21 protein-coding genes and 1 riboswitch are annotated in these 15,760 nt (G+C 35.0%); of the genes, 5 read left to right on the forward strand and 16 right to left on the reverse strand.

What is annotated here, in order from left to right; translation table 11 throughout:
- The 11 genes from IGJ50_RS08405 to IGJ50_RS08455 form a co-directional block, all read right to left on the reverse strand.
- A complete protein-coding gene (locus IGJ50_RS08405) occupies positions 1 to 726 on the reverse strand; it encodes an alpha/beta hydrolase (protein ID WP_429949856.1) in 726 nt (241 codons plus the stop codon).
- A gap of 280 nt (positions 727 to 1,006) precedes the next feature.
- Positions 1,007 to 1,615: an ECF transporter S component gene (locus IGJ50_RS08410; protein ID WP_069641334.1), complete on the reverse strand. Its 609-nt coding sequence runs from the start codon at positions 1,613 to 1,615 to the stop codon at positions 1,007 to 1,009.
- A 151-nt stretch (positions 1,616 to 1,766) separates the two neighbouring features.
- On the reverse strand, positions 1,767 to 2,042 hold the full coding sequence (locus tag IGJ50_RS08415) for a hypothetical protein (protein WP_429949858.1): 276 nt from the start codon (positions 2,040 to 2,042) through the stop codon (positions 1,767 to 1,769).
- Between the two features lie 191 nt (positions 2,043 to 2,233).
- Positions 2,234 to 2,358, reverse strand: a riboswitch (FMN riboswitch).
- 172 nt (positions 2,359 to 2,530) lie between these two features.
- A complete protein-coding gene (locus IGJ50_RS08420) occupies positions 2,531 to 3,247 on the reverse strand; it encodes a pseudouridine synthase (protein ID WP_429949859.1) in 717 nt (238 codons plus the stop codon).
- Positions 3,248 to 3,865: an SMC-Scp complex subunit ScpB gene (scpB, locus tag IGJ50_RS08425; RefSeq protein ID WP_069641332.1), complete on the reverse strand. Its 618-nt coding sequence runs from the start codon at positions 3,863 to 3,865 to the stop codon at positions 3,248 to 3,250.
- Entirely contained in the window at positions 3,862 to 4,641 is a 780-nt protein-coding gene (locus IGJ50_RS08430) for a segregation/condensation protein A (RefSeq protein WP_069641429.1), read from the reverse strand. Before IGJ50_RS08430 ends, scpB begins: the two co-directional genes overlap by 4 nt.
- Before the next feature lie 44 nt (positions 4,642 to 4,685).
- Complete coding sequence (locus IGJ50_RS08435; protein ID WP_069641331.1) at positions 4,686 to 5,048, reverse strand: GNAT family N-acetyltransferase; 363 nt, start codon at positions 5,046 to 5,048, stop codon at positions 4,686 to 4,688.
- 29 nt (positions 5,049 to 5,077) lie between these two features.
- Positions 5,078 to 5,968 carry a site-specific tyrosine recombinase XerD gene (gene xerD, locus IGJ50_RS08440; protein ID WP_069641330.1) on the reverse strand — a complete coding sequence of 297 codons (891 nt, stop codon included), beginning with the start codon at positions 5,966 to 5,968 and terminating at the stop codon, positions 5,078 to 5,080.
- A 171-nt stretch (positions 5,969 to 6,139) separates the two neighbouring features.
- On the reverse strand, positions 6,140 to 7,072 hold the full coding sequence (locus tag IGJ50_RS08445; RefSeq protein ID WP_429949861.1) for an alpha/beta hydrolase: 933 nt from the start codon (positions 7,070 to 7,072) through the stop codon (positions 6,140 to 6,142).
- A gap of 120 nt (positions 7,073 to 7,192) precedes the next feature.
- Positions 7,193 to 7,822: an NUDIX hydrolase N-terminal domain-containing protein gene (locus IGJ50_RS08450; protein WP_429949863.1), complete on the reverse strand. Its 630-nt coding sequence runs from the start codon at positions 7,820 to 7,822 to the stop codon at positions 7,193 to 7,195.
- 131 nt (positions 7,823 to 7,953) lie between these two features.
- Positions 7,954 to 9,048 carry a DUF871 domain-containing protein gene (locus IGJ50_RS08455; protein ID WP_429949864.1) on the reverse strand — a complete coding sequence of 365 codons (1,095 nt, stop codon included), beginning with the start codon at positions 9,046 to 9,048 and terminating at the stop codon, positions 7,954 to 7,956.
- A 177-nt stretch (positions 9,049 to 9,225) separates the two neighbouring features.
- Between IGJ50_RS08455 and IGJ50_RS08460 the strand changes: the two genes are divergently transcribed.
- From IGJ50_RS08460 to IGJ50_RS08470, 3 genes are all read left to right on the forward strand, one after another.
- Positions 9,226 to 9,990 (forward strand): peptidylprolyl isomerase, encoded by a 765-nt coding sequence (locus IGJ50_RS08460; protein ID WP_069641326.1) that lies wholly within the window; start codon positions 9,226 to 9,228, stop codon positions 9,988 to 9,990.
- A gap of 56 nt (positions 9,991 to 10,046) precedes the next feature.
- Positions 10,047 to 10,553, forward strand: a complete 507-nt coding sequence (locus IGJ50_RS08465; RefSeq protein WP_429949865.1) for a hypothetical protein — start codon at positions 10,047 to 10,049, stop codon at positions 10,551 to 10,553.
- Between the two features lie 105 nt (positions 10,554 to 10,658).
- On the forward strand, positions 10,659 to 10,874 hold the full coding sequence (locus IGJ50_RS08470; RefSeq protein WP_069641324.1) for a hypothetical protein: 216 nt from the start codon (positions 10,659 to 10,661) through the stop codon (positions 10,872 to 10,874).
- Between the two features lie 74 nt (positions 10,875 to 10,948).
- On the opposite strand, the gene IGJ50_RS08475 is transcribed toward IGJ50_RS08470, so the two are convergent.
- Entirely contained in the window at positions 10,949 to 11,320 is a 372-nt protein-coding gene (locus tag IGJ50_RS08475) for a YxeA family protein (protein WP_429949867.1), read from the reverse strand.
- A gap of 215 nt (positions 11,321 to 11,535) precedes the next feature.
- The gene (locus IGJ50_RS08480) at positions 11,536 to 12,081 is read right to left on the reverse strand and encodes a TetR/AcrR family transcriptional regulator (RefSeq protein WP_429949868.1); all 546 of its coding nucleotides are present in this window, start codon (positions 12,079 to 12,081) and stop codon (positions 11,536 to 11,538) included.
- Positions 12,082 to 12,287: 206 nt separating this feature from the next.
- Between IGJ50_RS08480 and IGJ50_RS08485 the strand changes: the two genes are divergently transcribed.
- Positions 12,288 to 13,616 carry a DUF1576 domain-containing protein gene (locus tag IGJ50_RS08485; protein ID WP_429949869.1) on the forward strand — a complete coding sequence of 443 codons (1,329 nt, stop codon included), beginning with the start codon at positions 12,288 to 12,290 and terminating at the stop codon, positions 13,614 to 13,616.
- Positions 13,594 to 13,932 (forward strand): hypothetical protein, encoded by a 339-nt coding sequence (locus IGJ50_RS08490; protein ID WP_429949871.1) that lies wholly within the window; start codon positions 13,594 to 13,596, stop codon positions 13,930 to 13,932. The genes IGJ50_RS08485 and IGJ50_RS08490 overlap by 23 nt, the downstream gene beginning before the upstream one ends.
- A gap of 153 nt (positions 13,933 to 14,085) precedes the next feature.
- Here IGJ50_RS08490 and IGJ50_RS08495 read toward each other — a convergent pair whose 3' ends face one another.
- The 3 genes from IGJ50_RS08495 to IGJ50_RS08505 all read right to left on the reverse strand — a co-directional run bounded on the left by IGJ50_RS08495 (position 14,086) and on the right by IGJ50_RS08505 (position 15,702).
- A complete protein-coding gene (locus IGJ50_RS08495; RefSeq protein WP_069641319.1) occupies positions 14,086 to 14,331 on the reverse strand; it encodes a KH domain-containing protein in 246 nt (81 codons plus the stop codon).
- Between the two features lie 11 nt (positions 14,332 to 14,342).
- Positions 14,343 to 14,618, reverse strand: a complete 276-nt coding sequence (gene rpsP, locus IGJ50_RS08500) for a 30S ribosomal protein S16 (RefSeq protein ID WP_010761445.1) — start codon at positions 14,616 to 14,618, stop codon at positions 14,343 to 14,345.
- A 247-nt stretch (positions 14,619 to 14,865) separates the two neighbouring features.
- The gene (locus IGJ50_RS08505; RefSeq protein WP_429949873.1) at positions 14,866 to 15,702 is read right to left on the reverse strand and encodes a GNAT family N-acetyltransferase; all 837 of its coding nucleotides are present in this window, start codon (positions 15,700 to 15,702) and stop codon (positions 14,866 to 14,868) included.
- Positions 15,703 to 15,760 lie beyond the last annotated feature (58 nt).

The following is a 15,760-nucleotide window of genomic DNA, read 5'->3' on the forward strand; positions in this document are numbered from 1 at the left end:
TTAGTTGATTGTTTTCAGCCATTCAATAAGTTGATACGCTATCCATTCTTGTTGCTCATCGTTACTTACTTGCGCAGATTTATCCCCTTTTTGTTCACCATAACTACCGAATCCAGCATGATTGCCTCCTGAAATTTCGTGATACATTGTTTGTTCAGGTAAATATTTTTTAGCTTTGTTATACGCATCCCAATTTAAAACACCATCTTTAGAGCCTGTTAATGAAAGAACTTGGCCTTGAAAAGATTTCAAACTCCCCTTTTCATCTGGATAGCTTGCTAAAAAAAAGACCCCTTTCAATTCATTATCCTTCATTTGTTCGGCTGCGAAGCGACTAGCCATAACTCCGCCAAGAGAATGTCCACCTATCACGTAACTCGTCAGATGATTGCTTTGAATGATCGTTTCTGCTTTATTTTGACCTAAAACAGCAAGGTTTAACGGCTCTTTTACCAGATAAACAGAAAAACCTGCCTCAGCTACTTTTTTAGCCCAAATACTGTAGCTTGTATTTTCAACCAATGCGCCTTGATAAAAAATCAGAGCTGGCTTTTCTTGATCACCTTTAAAAGCCAAAGTTCCATTTTCGACAGTTGCTTTTTCCGCACTCTCTATAGCAGCTGTCGTAGGCGTGTAGGTAATCGTTTTAATATAGAAAAGTGCAACTAGAATCAACGCAGCAATGACTCCGATTAGCCAAAGTACTCTTTTTTGCCATTTTTTCATTTTTAGTTCCCCTCCAATTTTTCGTCATTTCTATTTTATCAGAAATGCTCTAAGAGATAGACGATTTTGACTTGATCCTAAAAAAACGTGAGTGGGACATAACTCTTTGAGTCATATCCCACTCACACAGAATCCGGATAAACGGTGGGAGCAGAAGCAATCCCTTTGGAAAAAAGCTGAAATTCACAAAAATTTGAAGATCAATTTTCGTGAATCCCTTCTTATTTCTCGTGATTAAACACTTCTGTCTCAGCCTCGCTTTCCTTATTTTATTATTAAGTTATTTGATTAGCGTATTTTTATTCCCTAGCTGATATTGTTTTCTAGTAAGCCATGGTAAAAGTTTGGCATGAAGAACTAAAAAAACAGCACTTACGATTGCTCCTTTAATCAAATTAAAGGGCAAAATACCGATTGTCACATATTTCGCTAAAGACATTTGTAAGTACTCACTAGCAGATGCGCCAAATAATTTTAAGTAAATTGGTGTGATCACAAAGTAATTCGCTACACTCATAAAGACTGTCAAAGCGATGATCCCAGTTAAAACCCCTAATACTTTGTTGGAAAGCTTATTACTTCCCCGCTTGAAAAAATAATACATTGGTAAGGTGAAAACAGTTGTTGCGAAAAAGCTCGCTACATCTCCTACTAAATTTTGCGGTGATGCTCCTGTAGTGAATAGATGCAATAGTGATCGAATAAAAGCTGTTGTAATTCCTGCTAATGGTCCAAATAAAAACATACTGATCATCACTGGAATATCACTAAAATCGATTTTCAAAAAATTGAAAGTAGGGATGATCGGAAATGCCACAAATTGTAAAACGACACCGATTGCTGCTAACATTGCTACACTTACCATTTTTTGTACCTTGTTGTTCCGCATATGAAATCCTCCTGTTAAGGACCCATCTTCAAACGAACTTTTCTAAATTGACTTTTTCAGTTGATTCTTCTTGATTTGCTGTGTTTGTTTGGCTAATGTTCAACAGCCATTGAGCGTGTATTGTGCCAAAGAGTCACTCATTTTTAGTTTTTCAGTATTTTAGTATGAATGTTAGCTCTGAGAAGTACTGTTCATCATCTACTCTGATGATGCCTTTCAACCACGTATTTCTTGAGATGTTAGCTAACTGATTGTGATTCTTTTGTATGGTCACTTCGCTCGGCAAGTACTGTTCATCATCTACTCTGATGATGCCTTTCAACCACGTATTTCTTGAGATGTTAGCTAACTGATTGTGATTCTTTTGTATGGTCACTTCGCTCGGCAAGTACTGTTCATCATCTACTCTGATGATGCCTTTCAACACGTATTTCTTGAAATGTTAGCTAACTGGTTGTGATTCTTTTGTATGGTCACTTCGCTCGGCTACGCTCGCCAAGTACTGTTCATCATCTACTCTGGCGAAGCCAGTCGTAGTGATTCACAGCAAAAACTCTATTTTCCAACAGGGAAAATAGAGTAGAGTTATCTTATCTGAAAAATGCCAATTCAAATAAGCCCTATCTTCTTTATCCAGACTTTACTGTCGGTATTGGAATTTCACCAATTCAGCCACTTCAAATGAAGTAGGTCGTGGACTATAACCACCGGTCGGGAATTTCACCCTGCCCCTGAAGACGAACCTTTATTAAATTTTTGTACAAGTTCATTATACAATGATATTACAAAAAAGCAATCTTTTAGTTTTTCAGCTGAATCTGAAAATTAAATAAACTGAACAACAAAATAATCGATCCATTTTGTTGCTCAGCCTAAATTAGACTATATTGCTAGCCGATACTCTTTAACATATGCTTATTTTGATTGATTCAAGAGTACACTAATTTCTTTTTTATTCAAATTACGATATTCACCTGGACGTAGTCCTTTTAAGGTGAGATCACCATATTTTTCTCTTTTTAATTTTTGAACAGGGTAGCCCACTGCTTGCAACATTTTTTTCACTTGGTGATTGCGTCCCTCGTGTATTGTTAACTCTACAATACTTGTATTTGTCTTAAGGTCAACAGATATAATCTCAAAAGCCGCGGGTGCTGTTTTATAGCCTTCGATCTTCATTCCTTTAGTTAATGGAAGTAAATCATGTTTTTTCGCTAATCCCTTTACTTTTGCAACATACACTTTATCAATTTCATGGCTTGGATGGGTTAATTTTTGCGAAAATTCACCGTCATTTGTTAACAATAACAAGCCCGATGTATCATAATCCAATCGACCGACAGGATAAATCCGTTCTTTGATGTGAGAGAAAAAATCTGTAACAACTTTTCTACCTTTATCATCAGAAACAGCAGAAATGACCCCTTTTGGTTTGTAAAAAAGATAATACCCATATTCTTCTTTATAAATCGGCACATCGTCTACTTCGACTTTGTCGCTTTTTCCGACTTGCGTGCCTAATTCACGAACGATTTTACCATTTACTTTCACACGTCCATTGACGATATACTCTTCTGCTTTTCTGCGTGATGCGATTCCTGCATGCGCAATTACTTTTTGAAGTCTTTCCATCTAGTTTTTTTCCTCCGATTCGTTTGTGTCCGTTGTTGCATCTTCTTCATTTAATTCTTTGTAACGGTCGAAAAAGAGGTCTAAAGGTAACTCTTCAGCGATTTCTTCTTCCATTTGCTGGATATCCGGTAACTCCTCTAAGTTTTTCAACCCAAAATAATCCATGAAATAAGCAGTTGTTCCATACAAAATGGCTCGACCAGGTCCGTCCACCCGGCCTTTTTCTTCAATGAGTTGACGAGCAACAAGTTTTTGCATCGAACCTGCTGACTGCACGCCTCTAATCTCATCTACTTCTACTCTTGAAATGGGTTGCTTGTACGCCACGATTGACAAGGTTTCAAGAGCAGCTTGAGATAGAGAATTTGAGATAGGTGATTGCGCATATTTTTTGAGTAACGGCGCAAATGTTTTTTTAGTAGACAATATAAAGTGATTGCCGACTTCTAAAATATTTAATGCGGTTTGTTTATCTGATTCATAGCGTTCTTTTAAAGCGGTCAATGCTTCGTATGTTTTGGCAGTAGATAATCCTAATAGAAAAGATAATTCTTCTAATCCAATTCCTTCTTCACCAACAACAAATAGAATCGCTTCGATTTGACTAACTGTGGTCACGCTGTTTCCTCCGTACTTGATTCAATCTCTTCAGATCTATTGTATAATAAAATTGTACTGTAATTGTCTTCTTGCTCTACATGAATGCGACCTTTTTTCATCAATTCCAATAAAGCCATAAAAGTGGTCACAACTTCTTGCTTAGAATACGTTGTGAAAAACGATTCAAAGTTTATCGGGGTATCTCGGTCGAGTCGAGCCATTTTATTAGCAATCGTTGTAATTTTTTCTTCGATTGACACATCATCACCAGTAACAGTTGTTTCTACCGGTTGGCGACCTTTTTTCTTTTCCAACATCGCATGAAAAGCTAAAAATAAATCAATTGTATTTAATTGGTTTGGTTCTAATAACGGGTTGTCCTCTTTATATTCATCAATATCCATCGGCTCTTTCGTGTAATAAAGACTTCTTTCCGACTCTTTTTCATGCAATAGACCAGCCGCATATTTAAATTTACGATATTCTAATAACTGGGCAACTAAAGCATCTCGCGGATCTTCGCCATCGAGAATTTCATCGTCTTCTGTCATTTCCAACTCTTGCTTTGGTAAGAGCATTTTACTTTTAATTGCCATCAATGTGGCTGCCATCACTAAATATTCACCAGCAATTTCTAACTCCAATGTTTTCATTGTATGGATATAGGTCATATACTGTTCTGTTACGGCAGCGATTGGAATATCATAAATATCGATTTCCAATTTTTGAATCAAATGTAAAAGAAGATCCAGCGGTCCTTCAAATACATCTAATTTTACATTAATTTCCTGCAAGTTCATCCAACTTTCTTTTTCAGCTCTTTAGTTTACCATAAAAATCAAGTGTTGTGTTCTTTCCACTTAGATAAATAATTAGATGTGGCCAAAGTCCCGTAAACTTTTGTTTCAGGATATAATTTTACCACTTCGTCCAGCAAATCAAATCCAAATTTTTCACCTCTAAAAGAAGGATTGATCGATATGTCATGTATTATCATCTCTTCAGACGTTTCTATTTCAAATCCAATGATTCCTTGAATATTTTGTTCACCGGTCGGAACCCAAAAAAGTAGATGTAAATTCTCTTCTGATTCATACATATCAAGTTCTTTTAAAAGCGACTGGTATTCTGTCATTTTTTGATGAAAGCTCAATAAGCCGAGCGCAATCTTCCGTTGCTCTTTTCGATAATAGTTTAACATGATCTCACCTTCTTTTCGCTTTTTGATTATTAAGCTCTAGGGAAATGTTGCTTATAAACATCTGCCATTCGCTGTTTCGTAATATGAGTATAAATTTGTGTCGTCGAGATATCCGCATGTCCTAAAAGTTCCTGAACGATTCTCAAATCGGCGCCGTTTTCTAATAGATGTGTTGCAAAGCTATGTCGGAGTGTGTGAGGAGTGATATTCTTAGTGATTCCAGCAGTTTGGACAATTTGATTTAGATTTTTCCAAACACCTTGACGTGATAATGGTTTCCCATGATGATTCACAAATAAGCGGGTCTCATTTTGATTTTTTTTGATCAAAATAGGTCGTGCTTCTTCCATGTATTTTTCGATCCATTGAATTGCGTAATCTCCTAACGGAATGATGCGTTCTTTGTCTCCTTTACCAATCGTTTGCAACAAGCCAATCGATAAGTGTAAATCACCTATTTTCAAGTCTACTAATTCACTGACACGTAGTCCTGTTGCATACATTACTTCTAGGATCGTCCGATTTCTTATTCCTAAAGGTTTCGTTGTATCTGGTGTTTCAATCAATAAAGTAACTTCTTCGACCGAAAGTGTACTAGGAAGTTTTTGCGCTTTTTTAGGAGAATCAATATGTTGCATAGGGTCATGGTCGGTGATTCGTTCTTGTCTTAAGAATTGGTGAAACCCTCTTAAACTTGAAATCATGCGAATAATAGTTGCTGATGAGTTATCTTCATTATGTAACTGTTGTAAGTATTCCATGACTATATAGCGATCAATTAGCTGCCAAGTATCGATTTTTTGATTTTTTAAAAATGCCAAATATTTGTTTAAGTCTCGTTCATAGCTCTTCCTAGTATTAAGAGAAAGGCCTCGTTCTATTTGTAAAAAATGCAAGTAGTCAATGATTTGTTCTTCCATCTATTTTACCTCATTTCTATTTATTATCATATCAAAGAATTCTAGCTTATGTATAGTAAAATCATAAAATTAATAAGAATAGATTGTTAGAATGAAGTTTTAGGCAAAATAAGGAAAATTTTGCATTAAAAAAGATCATCATCCAGTTTTTCAACTGAATGACGATAATTGTCAATTTACATATTTTTTTAAAAAGGCTGCAACTGTTTCTTGATAGGTTTTAGGATCGACTGTAAAGGCTTTAGCATGTGCAGCACCTGAAACAACATATTTCTCTTTTGGCCCATTTGTAGCATTATAGACGTCATCCAGCATTTCAAACGGAACAAACTTATCCGCATCACCATGAATAAACAACATCGGAAGCGTATTTTTCTTCAATTGTGCAACAGAACTGGCTTCACCAAAGAAATAGCCTGCACGAATTTTAGTGATCATACTTGTAACTGGCACTAATGGGAACGAAGGTAAATTAAACATATCTTTTAATTGATAAGCAAGTTCGCTATTGACCGTTGAGTAACCACAGTCCTCGACGATTGCTTTGACATTGTTAGGTAACGTTTCACCACTTGTCATCATAACGGTAGCACCACCCATACTAATGCCATATAACGTAATTTGGGCTTCTTTACCATTTTCAGTTATAACTTTATCGATCCACTGAAGATAATCTTTTCTTTCAGGCCAGCCAAAGCCAATATAATCTCCTTCACTCTCACCATGCCCACGAGCATCTGGCACTAACACGTTATAACCCCAGTCGTGATACATTTTTGCAAAACTTGCCATTGTTTCAGCACTCCCCATATAGCCATGTGCCATAATAACATTTTTATCAGTTTTTGCTTCAGCAGGTAGATAGATGGCTTTCAGTTTTAAGCCGTCTTTAGAGGTCAAATCCCAATAAGAACGATTATGTTCATTTTGAAACCATTTTTCTTCTGGCTTTTTCGTTTCAACATCTGTTCCTGGTGTATCTCCAGCCAGAAAATCTTTTTGTGAGGGAACTACTGCATAATTATAGAAGTACATTCCTGCTCCTAACAAAACGATAACGATTAGTACCACCAAAGCGATTAAGATTTTTACTACACGATTCATCCAATTACTCCTTGTTAAAAAGCATCTATGTCGTTTATTTCGTATCAATTTCACTGACAAATGATGCAGATTTTTTTCAAATCTTTAATAGTATAATGTTTTATAGGAGTTTTCGCAATATTAATCACAAACTATTTCATTCTTTTCTTTTTGATAATCAGCAAAAATCATCTGATAATTCTCCATAATCGTACGCTCTTTTGATAAAGAAAGGGTGTAAATTTCTGAAAGTAAAAAATAGCCAACATCACTTGTTTCGATTCCTGTTTGAATAGTGCCCGCAAGAGGTTCACAGCGAATAAAAAATTTATAAACATATGTTAAGGATGGCGGATAGGGGTGTTTAGCTTTATCCAATACTGCAATTAAGCGTTTTGCTTTAACAGTGATTCCAGCTTCTTCCAGCGTTTCTTTTTCTGCAATTTCTTTAGGTGAGTAGCCAATGTCGGCCCAGCCGCCGGGTAATGCCCAAGAGTGATCACTCTTCTCCTTCACTAATAATAGCTTTCCTTCTTGATTGAATACAACCGCTCGAACATCAACTTTTGGTGTTGCGTATCCTTCATCTCGGTCAACTAAAATCTCTATTTCTCGCTTTGTGACAGTTGGATAAAGACATGCCATCAGCTGTTTCGTTACTTGAGACAGTTCTTCGTAACGTTCTTGATCAAAGACATCTTTTCCATATCTTTTTCCAGTTTGAGCAATCCCTTGAAGCTTGGTTAGCAAAATGCTTAATTCTTTTTCCATGTGTTTCACCTCGTTTCTTTCCATTTTATCGAAAAAAGAGTTGTAAAGTAGACTTTAGGTAAAATCTTAAGAAAGAAAAAATGAGCCTAAGTTAAAATGAAGATCATTTCAGCTTGTGCTCATTTTTACTATTATTTTTTATTTTCGATCAATTTAAAACTAGACCATGGTTTCAAAAAGTCTAATAAAAATAGCTCATCTTCTGAAATACGACCCACAACGTTTACACGTCCATCATTTTTCATTGGCTTTAAGGCAATTTGTGTTTCGCCTTTATATTGTCCATAATCAACATTATCGATTAATACGTCCCCTTTCGTCATATCTTTTGTATTATGAGCTGGGAAATCGCGGTCTTTAAAGTGAATACGTGTCATCGTAGAACGTAAAATATATTCAGAACGATCACCACGATAGCTATGCAGACTAGTAAACAATACTTCTTTTTCATCAGCAGTGATATCTGACGCAGTATCCACTTTTATTGAAGGATATTCTGCGTTGAATGCATCCGCCATGGCTTTTAATTCAGCTTCTGAAGCATAGGCATTACCTATCAAAATATCGTCGATCAAACCAGTTAAGACAAGATGTTTCACTTGTGTTGCGATTTCTAAATCACGATGATCTTCTAAAGAGCATAGTCCATCTTGAGTTGGCCAAGGACCAAATGTAGCGTCATGTGAATTAACAAAAGCCATTGTATTTAAATTATATTTTCTGAATTTTTCAGAACAGAAAACAAAATGATCGTATCCCAATCCAGAATAACGATGTGGATAAAAATTATGTGATCCCAATAAGTTATCCGTGTTTGGTGAATAGCTCATAATATTATCGACATAGCTAGTGCCAGTACTCATGTTGATTTCGATTTTGATTCCATATGGATTACGTGTCATTTTTGCTTCTTCTGCGCCAGTAAAACCAACATCTAAACGTACCCCATAAGCGCCCATATCATCAAAGAATGACAAATCATCATAAGAGATATCTAATTGTTCAAATAAGGCAGGATTAATGTCCACCATCACTTCCATCCCTAGACTATTAGCATAATCCACAACTTTTTTAAACTCCGCCAAGACCTTTTCTTTATCGTCTGTAATTTGAAGTAAACTTGTAAAAACACGTTTAAATCCATACTTGTGTGCTAAATCGAGATATGCTTTGTCCTTTTCAAAAGTTGAACGTTCTGGATAAATAGAAATACCTAATTTTCCCATTATTACTGCCTCCTAAGATTTGTATTGATTATAATGTATCCATTTTCATTATAGCAGAATAAAAAAAAGTGGTCTACACCTTTTGTAAATCTTAAAAATTTTCCGTTTTGACTAGCGGTTCTATAAAGGATTTGTTATTATGAATTGTACCTATTTTTGAAAGGAAGACTTAACCTTATGAAAACAAAAAAATTCATTGCTGCTACAGCGCTTGTAACTTCATTACTCTTATTTGCAGCTTGCGGGCCTAAGAATGAGAAAAAATCAGCGGATTCTTCTGCTACTGAAACAAAGACGTCTGAATCGGTCGATTTAAATGCATTAGACTTACCACAGTTGTCAGAAACTGTCGGTGAAGATGAAGATTTAGTAGAAATGGTCACAACTGAAGGAACAATTGAAATCAAATTATTTCCAAAATATGCACCAAAAGCAGTTGAAAACTTTATGACACATGCAAAAGATGGTTATTACGACAATGTAACATTCCATCGAATCGTGAAAGACTTTATGATTCAAAGTGGTGATCCAAAAGGTGATGGAACTGGTGGCGAGAGCATTTGGAATGAAGAATTTGCTCCAGAAATTTCACCAAATCTTTACCACTTAAATGGTGCTTTAGCAATGGCAAGAACTGGCGGTCCTGTAACGGATAAAACACAAGGAAGTCAATTCTATATTGTTCAAAATGAGGAGAATAAATCAGATGGTCTGCTTAAAGACGAGTATCCTGAAAAAATTATCGAAGCATATAAAAATGGTGGAACACCAGCCCTAGATTTTAACTACTCCGTGTTTGGACAAGTCATCAAAGGGATGGATATTGTGAACAAAATCAGTGATACTGAAACAAAAATGAATGAATCTGGTTCTGAAAAGAGCGTTCCAGTTAAAGATATTAAAATTGAAAAAATCAACATTTTACAGGAAGCAAAAAAGTAAAACGTTAAAAGAATGGTGCTTCGTTGCCATTCTTTTTTTCTTCATGAAGGTTTAAATTGAATAAAATAATGATTGTAGGTCCTGTTGGTAGTGGAAAAACGACATTTGCCAAGCAATTGTCTGCTAAAATTGCTGTTCCTTATTATGAACTAGACAATTTAATTTGGAATCGACACCCCTCAGGAGATAAACCATATTCTGAAGAAGAATCCTCAAAAAAATTACAAGTAATTTTAACAAATGATCGTTGGATTATCGAAGGTACTACTACGAAAGACTGGATCAAGGCTGCAATAGATTCTGCTGATATTATTTTTTTATTGCTACCTCCCTATTCTATTCGAGTGTACCGAATCCTTAGTCGCTATATCAAACAAATCGCAAAGCAAGAAAAAGCACATTACCAACCTTCTCTCCATTTATTAAAAAAGATGTTGATTTGGAATCATCATTTCGAGCAAAAAAATATCTATGAACTACAAAAACTAACTGATTCTTCTCATAAAAAGCTAACTGTGTTAAAAAGTTATAATGCTTTTTCATCCTATAGAACAAACGATTAGCCAAACAGATTGTGAAACTATTTCTTTCCATATCCTCATACTACAGTGAAATGACTATCCAATTTACGAATAAAGTGTTACTGTTAACAAAAGAGGTGAAAGCTAATGACGTTCAATCCACGAGTAGAAACGCTCATCCTTGAGGCTTCCAGTCGGAAAGCTCCTCATTTCGTAGCAAAGGTAATCAATTTTCAGCAATTTGACCAAGAAGACGTAAAAGACACTGCACAAAAATTAATTGAAGATGGCCGTATTAAGGCAACGATTCATTTTCATTATAATGATTTATGTACAATTGACTTTATACCTCAGGCTATTTGAACAAATTGATTACAGAAAAGACTGCATATATAATCGAGACATTTGTCGGATTATATATGCAGTCTTTTTATTATTTAATCTATTAGTTGCAATGCTTTCTCTGGAACTGCTTCTCTAGAAACCTCTTCGTACGTCTCTACGTGCGCACCTTTATTGTATATTTTCAGGTAACGGTCGGTGATCAATTCATGATCTGCTTTAAAGGTGATCGCTCTTTTTTTCCCATCCTTGTTTACAGCTTCTTGTGTATAGATCGTAATGCCATGTTCAATAATTTGATCTGCCTTTTTGGTTTTAACATATACCTCCCCTTTGCTAACAAGTGGGTTCAGCTGATCAATTGTTCCAGAAAGCTCATCTGATTGATTATTTGTATATACTGTTGCTCCGAAAAGAGCAGCTCCTCCAAGTAGAATAAGTACAACGAATGCTTTGATTGTTTTCACATTATTTCCTCCATGTTTCATTTAATAAACTTATTTTAGCAGTAAAGGAAACAAAATAAATCAGTCGAATTCATGACATTCATTTAATACTTTTGGCTTAGAAACTTCTCGGTCGCTGTAAATAGATGCTAGTTATACTGCGATCGTCTTTATATAAAAATATAAAAACAGTTGAGCTAAATCAACCAAAAGGCAATCTAGTTCAACTGTTTTAGTTAAATAGTACAATTTTGTTCAATTGTTTCAAAAATCACCTTTAGTTGCTCTGGTGTTCTATCTACTATTCCAGAAAGACTTAACGAGGCTATTCCGGTGACAACAATCCATAAATCTAAATGCAGCTGCTCAAGTTGCTCTTTGGTAGCGGTTGCGTATCTCTCTTCTTTTTGAAGTGATTGTTGAAACGCTAAAAATGATAATTCACGTAACTCTTGACCGTACGAATGTTGATCTATATATAAAGATATGTACAATTTGCTGTTTGAAGTTGCTAAATCGATATAATTTAATCCGAAATCAACAATCTGATTTGCTGTTTGCGTCTTAGATAAGAATTTGGCTTCCAAATGTTTATGAGTTGTTTTTAATAATGTCAATTTTAATTCTTCCATACTTTTGAATTCAAGATAAATAGGTTGAGTTGAAATTCCCATATACTCAGCTACATTTCGCGCAGTGATTGCTGAAAATCCTTGTTCAATCAATAGCTCTTGAGCAGCTGCTAAAATATGTTGTTTTTTGTATACTTTTTTTCTAACCAAAAAAATCACTCCTTTATCGGTTACCTTTATCCATTTTACTGGTTACTAGTACTCATTTTACACTCTTTTAACGCCTTATTTTTTCAATAATTACCACTATCTTGAAAAAAGCTGATAATTTTGAAAACTTTGTTGAAATATCATTGACCAATGAACGCTATAAAGGCTATAGTTAAGTTAATGATAGATAACGGGGGTATTTTTTTATGGCTAAAAATGATAGCCAGACACTTTTTTTACATACAGATAAAAAACAGTCAAACTTGAAAGAAAAAAATTTTAGCTATTATTTTCTGATAGGCTATTGTTTCATTTTAATTGTTATTGGATTGTTCAGTGAACCACAAGGGATCTTATGGTCAGGAATGTCACGTATTTTGACCTCACCTAGTAACTTGTTGACTGATTATATTGAACTTGGAACCTTTGGCAGTGCTTTTGTCAACAGCGGTTTGCTTACTTTGATCAGCGTTTTACTAGCTAAAAAAGAAAAAATACCAATCAACGGGCCTATGATTGCAGCATTATTTACTGTTTCTGGGTGTTCTTTTTTTGGAAAAAATTTATATAATTCGATTCCGATCATTATTGGCGGACTATTTTATGCAAAAATTGTGAAAAAACCTTTTTCACAGTTTATCGTCGTTAGCTTATTTGGCAGTGCCTTATCCCCTATTATTAGCTATCTTACATTCGGTATTTCGTTACCTTTAATCTATTCGATTCCATTAGGTTACTTAGTAGGAATTTTTATCGGCTTGATTTTACCTCCTTTAGCTTCTCATATTCTAACATTTCATCAAGGTTTTTCTTTGTATAATGTTGGCTTTACTTCGGGGCTTATTGCAATGATGTTCACTGGAATCCTCAGGATGTTTGGCTGGAAAATCGAAGGGAAAAATTTGGTTTCTACTGCGTATCATATTAGGCTTCTTTTCTTTCTGATATTTTTATTTATTCTGATGTTTTTAGTTGGTTTTTTTGTTAATCATCGTTCACTGAATGGATTAAAAGAGATCAGTAAAACGTCTGGAAAATTAATTACTGATTTCATTTCGATAGCAGGTGTTGGTGCTACTATGATGAATATGGCTCTAATGGGATTATTACTTGTTGGCTACACTCAAGTTAGTAAAACTACTCTTAATGGTCCAATTGTGGGGGCAATTTTGTCTGCTGTTGGGTTCAGTGCCTTTGGGAATCATCTTTTTAACAGTCTACCGCTACTAATCAGCGTCTATTTAACAGCTTTGTGGTCTTCGGTCTTTGAAGTTAGCCAAACAACCGTCGTACTTGCTGGCATTTTCGGGACTAGCTTAGCTCCGATTGCTGGGTATTATGGTATTACTTTTGGCCTAATTGCAGGATTTTTACATATGTCATTGGTCACAAATGTCAGCTATCTTCATGGTGGACTAAATCTTTATAATAACGGATTTTCTACTGGTTTTGTCGCAGCAGTCATGGTACCATTACTTGATAATATTTTACAGATCAGAAAGGTGAAACAACATGCAAGAAAGAGACAAGGCTAAGCGAATTATAGATGAATTATTGACTTACTTCTTTTCAAACGATATTGAAGAAATCCGAATTGGCGTAGATTTTACATTGGAAGGTTTTTATATAAGCATACAAGGGAAAACTGAACAAGAGCCTGACAATCTCCTTCATTTATTAGAGCTACTCAATACACCTAGGGATCTAAGTATTGAAAGTTATTATGATGAATTGCTTGGGATCACCCATCATGAAGAAGAAGATTATCATTTATTAGGTTTAATGATCGACGAAGCAGAAATTAGTTTTGATGCTCCTCTTTTCGAAATTAAAGTATTTAGAAAAAAGTAACGGTATCTTAAAAAGGCAGAAGAACTAGCCATTGCCTCACATTGACTAGCTTTTCTGCCTTTTTATTTATATTTCGCACAAGTCCACTACTTTCTTTGATTTCTTGTAAGTCAAAGAAAAAACACCCAAATATTTGAGTGTTTTAATTTGAAGTTATTTACCATCTACGATATTTAAACGAACTTTTTTAGGCCCATCCACACGCACACTGTAAACAATTGTACGAATTGCTTTCGCTACACGTCCTTGTTTGCCAATGATACGGCCAATATCTTCAGGTGATACAGTCAGATTATACTCTAAAAAAACATCAGATTCTTCTATTTCTAATTTGACCATCTCAGGTTGACTGACTAATGGACGAACGATAGTTAAGACTAACTCTTTCACATCTGTCATCATCGATCACCTTATTTCTTTTCAAGTTTAGCTTCATGGTGTTTTTTCATAACGCCTTCTTTTGAAAGGATGTTACGAACTGTATCTGAAGGCTGAGCGCCTTTAGACAACCAGTCTAAAACTAAATCTTCTTTTAAAACTACTTCTGCAGGATCTTTTAAAGGATTGTAAGTTCCAACAGTTTCGATGAAACGTCCATCACGAGGAGAACGAGAATCTGCAACTACAATACGGTAAAAAGGACTTTTTTTAGAACCCATGCGTTTTAAACGAATTTTTACTGACATTTTATATATTACACCTCCATTAACTTAATCACAAATGTTAGTTTAACAGATTTCCAATCACCTGTAAAGAGTTTTTTCTTGACACCTTATAAAAACCTTTAAAGCACTGATTTTTGGCACTTTTAACTTCATATGGTATACTTATTTCACCTTGGCAGGGGCAATCAGCACTTGCTTAACAAAAATAAGCTATGAACGAAAAAAAGGTAATTCTTTGTCGTCGTTCGTAGCTTGTTTTTAGATTATCTTAGTCAGTTATTTCGTAAATATAGTAATCAAAAAGCGTCTGCTCCGTAAATCCTATGGAGCGATATAAATGAAGTGCTGTTTCATTCGTTGATTCTACTTCTAAATAAATGTTTTTTGCTTGTTTTTCCAGTAATTCTTGGATGGTCTGGCTGATTACTTTTCTACCTATTCCTTGATTTCGAAATTCTGATCTTACCACAAAACCGTAAAGTCCAGAAGAATTCCCTTCATTTTCTACTCTGATACTTGCGATGACTTGCTCATTTTTTCTTAGAACAAGTGTCTTTTCTAAATCTTCAGGATCTAATGGCATAGTCTCATTCGCTAGTTGATTTTCTTCTAACGAAGCAATCATCCCTGCTTCCTCTTTTTTTGCAGGTTCTAGCGAAACATTAGTAGATTTGGGCTCAAATTGATTGATTACTAAAATCATTGAGTATTCTGAAAAGACATATTTATACTGATTTATCCCTTCCATATAACTCCTAAAAAAAGTATCCTTTCGATCTGTGATTAATAAAATTTTATTGATTTTTTCTTGTTGGCTAAACGTCCGTATTGTCTTATTCATTTCGTTGAGAATTTTTTGGTCAGGTCTCACAATGAGTGTTACCTCTAGTGCTTCAGGATCAAAATTGCTCATCGCAGCATAGCCGACTAATTCATCTTTATCCCAGTATAACAAGTGATTTATTTTGTTATTTTGAAATTTAAAAAAACTTAAATCAAGTTTGTATTCAATAGAGTAAAGGAAGCTATTGTTTTCTTTTAATGTTTGAATAGCGCTGACTTCATATGCCTTTAATTTTTTTTGAATTGTTTGTCTTATTGTCATACTTGCTCCTTTCCTGTCTCCTAAGTTAGGTTGATTATATAGGAACGTTCAAAGAAAA

Source organism: Enterococcus sp. AZ101, assembly GCF_050499005.1.
GTDB classification, from domain to species: Bacteria; Bacillota; Bacilli; order Lactobacillales; family Enterococcaceae; genus Enterococcus_L; species Enterococcus_L ureilyticus.

Excerpts from the sequence above, each read along its gene's own strand:
- IGJ50_RS08490 (WP_429949871.1), top strand. The coding sequence starts at position 13,594 with ATGCAAGAAAGAGACAAGGCTAAGCGAATTATAGATGAATTATTGACT.
- xerD (WP_069641330.1), bottom strand. The coding sequence starts at position 5,968 with ATGGAAGAACAAATCATTGACTACTTGCATTTTTTACAAATAGAACGA.
- IGJ50_RS08470 (WP_069641324.1), top strand. The coding sequence starts at position 10,659 with ATGACGTTCAATCCACGAGTAGAAACGCTCATCCTTGAGGCTTCCAGT.
- IGJ50_RS08410 (WP_069641334.1), bottom strand. The coding sequence starts at position 1,615 with ATGCGGAACAACAAGGTACAAAAAATGGTAAGTGTAGCAATGTTAGCA.
- IGJ50_RS08495 (WP_069641319.1), bottom strand. The coding sequence starts at position 14,331 with ATGACAGATGTGAAAGAGTTAGTCTTAACTATCGTTCGTCCATTAGTC.
- IGJ50_RS08485 (WP_429949869.1), top strand. The coding sequence starts at position 12,288 with ATGGCTAAAAATGATAGCCAGACACTTTTTTTACATACAGATAAAAAA.
- rpsP (WP_010761445.1), bottom strand. The coding sequence starts at position 14,618 with ATGTCAGTAAAAATTCGTTTAAAACGCATGGGTTCTAAAAAAAGTCCT.
- IGJ50_RS08505 (WP_429949873.1), bottom strand. The coding sequence starts at position 15,702 with ATGACAATAAGACAAACAATTCAAAAAAAATTAAAGGCATATGAAGTC.
- IGJ50_RS08460 (WP_069641326.1), top strand. The coding sequence starts at position 9,226 with ATGAAAACAAAAAAATTCATTGCTGCTACAGCGCTTGTAACTTCATTA.
- IGJ50_RS08455 (WP_429949864.1), bottom strand. The coding sequence starts at position 9,048 with ATGGGAAAATTAGGTATTTCTATTTATCCAGAACGTTCAACTTTTGAA.
- IGJ50_RS08435 (WP_069641331.1), bottom strand. The coding sequence starts at position 5,048 with ATGTTAAACTATTATCGAAAAGAGCAACGGAAGATTGCGCTCGGCTTA.
- IGJ50_RS08405 (WP_429949856.1), bottom strand. The coding sequence starts at position 726 with ATGAAAAAATGGCAAAAAAGAGTACTTTGGCTAATCGGAGTCATTGCT.
- IGJ50_RS08445 (WP_429949861.1), bottom strand. The coding sequence starts at position 7,072 with ATGAATCGTGTAGTAAAAATCTTAATCGCTTTGGTGGTACTAATCGTT.
- IGJ50_RS08450 (WP_429949863.1), bottom strand. The coding sequence starts at position 7,822 with ATGGAAAAAGAATTAAGCATTTTGCTAACCAAGCTTCAAGGGATTGCT.
- IGJ50_RS08420 (WP_429949859.1), bottom strand. The coding sequence starts at position 3,247 with ATGGAAAGACTTCAAAAAGTAATTGCGCATGCAGGAATCGCATCACGC.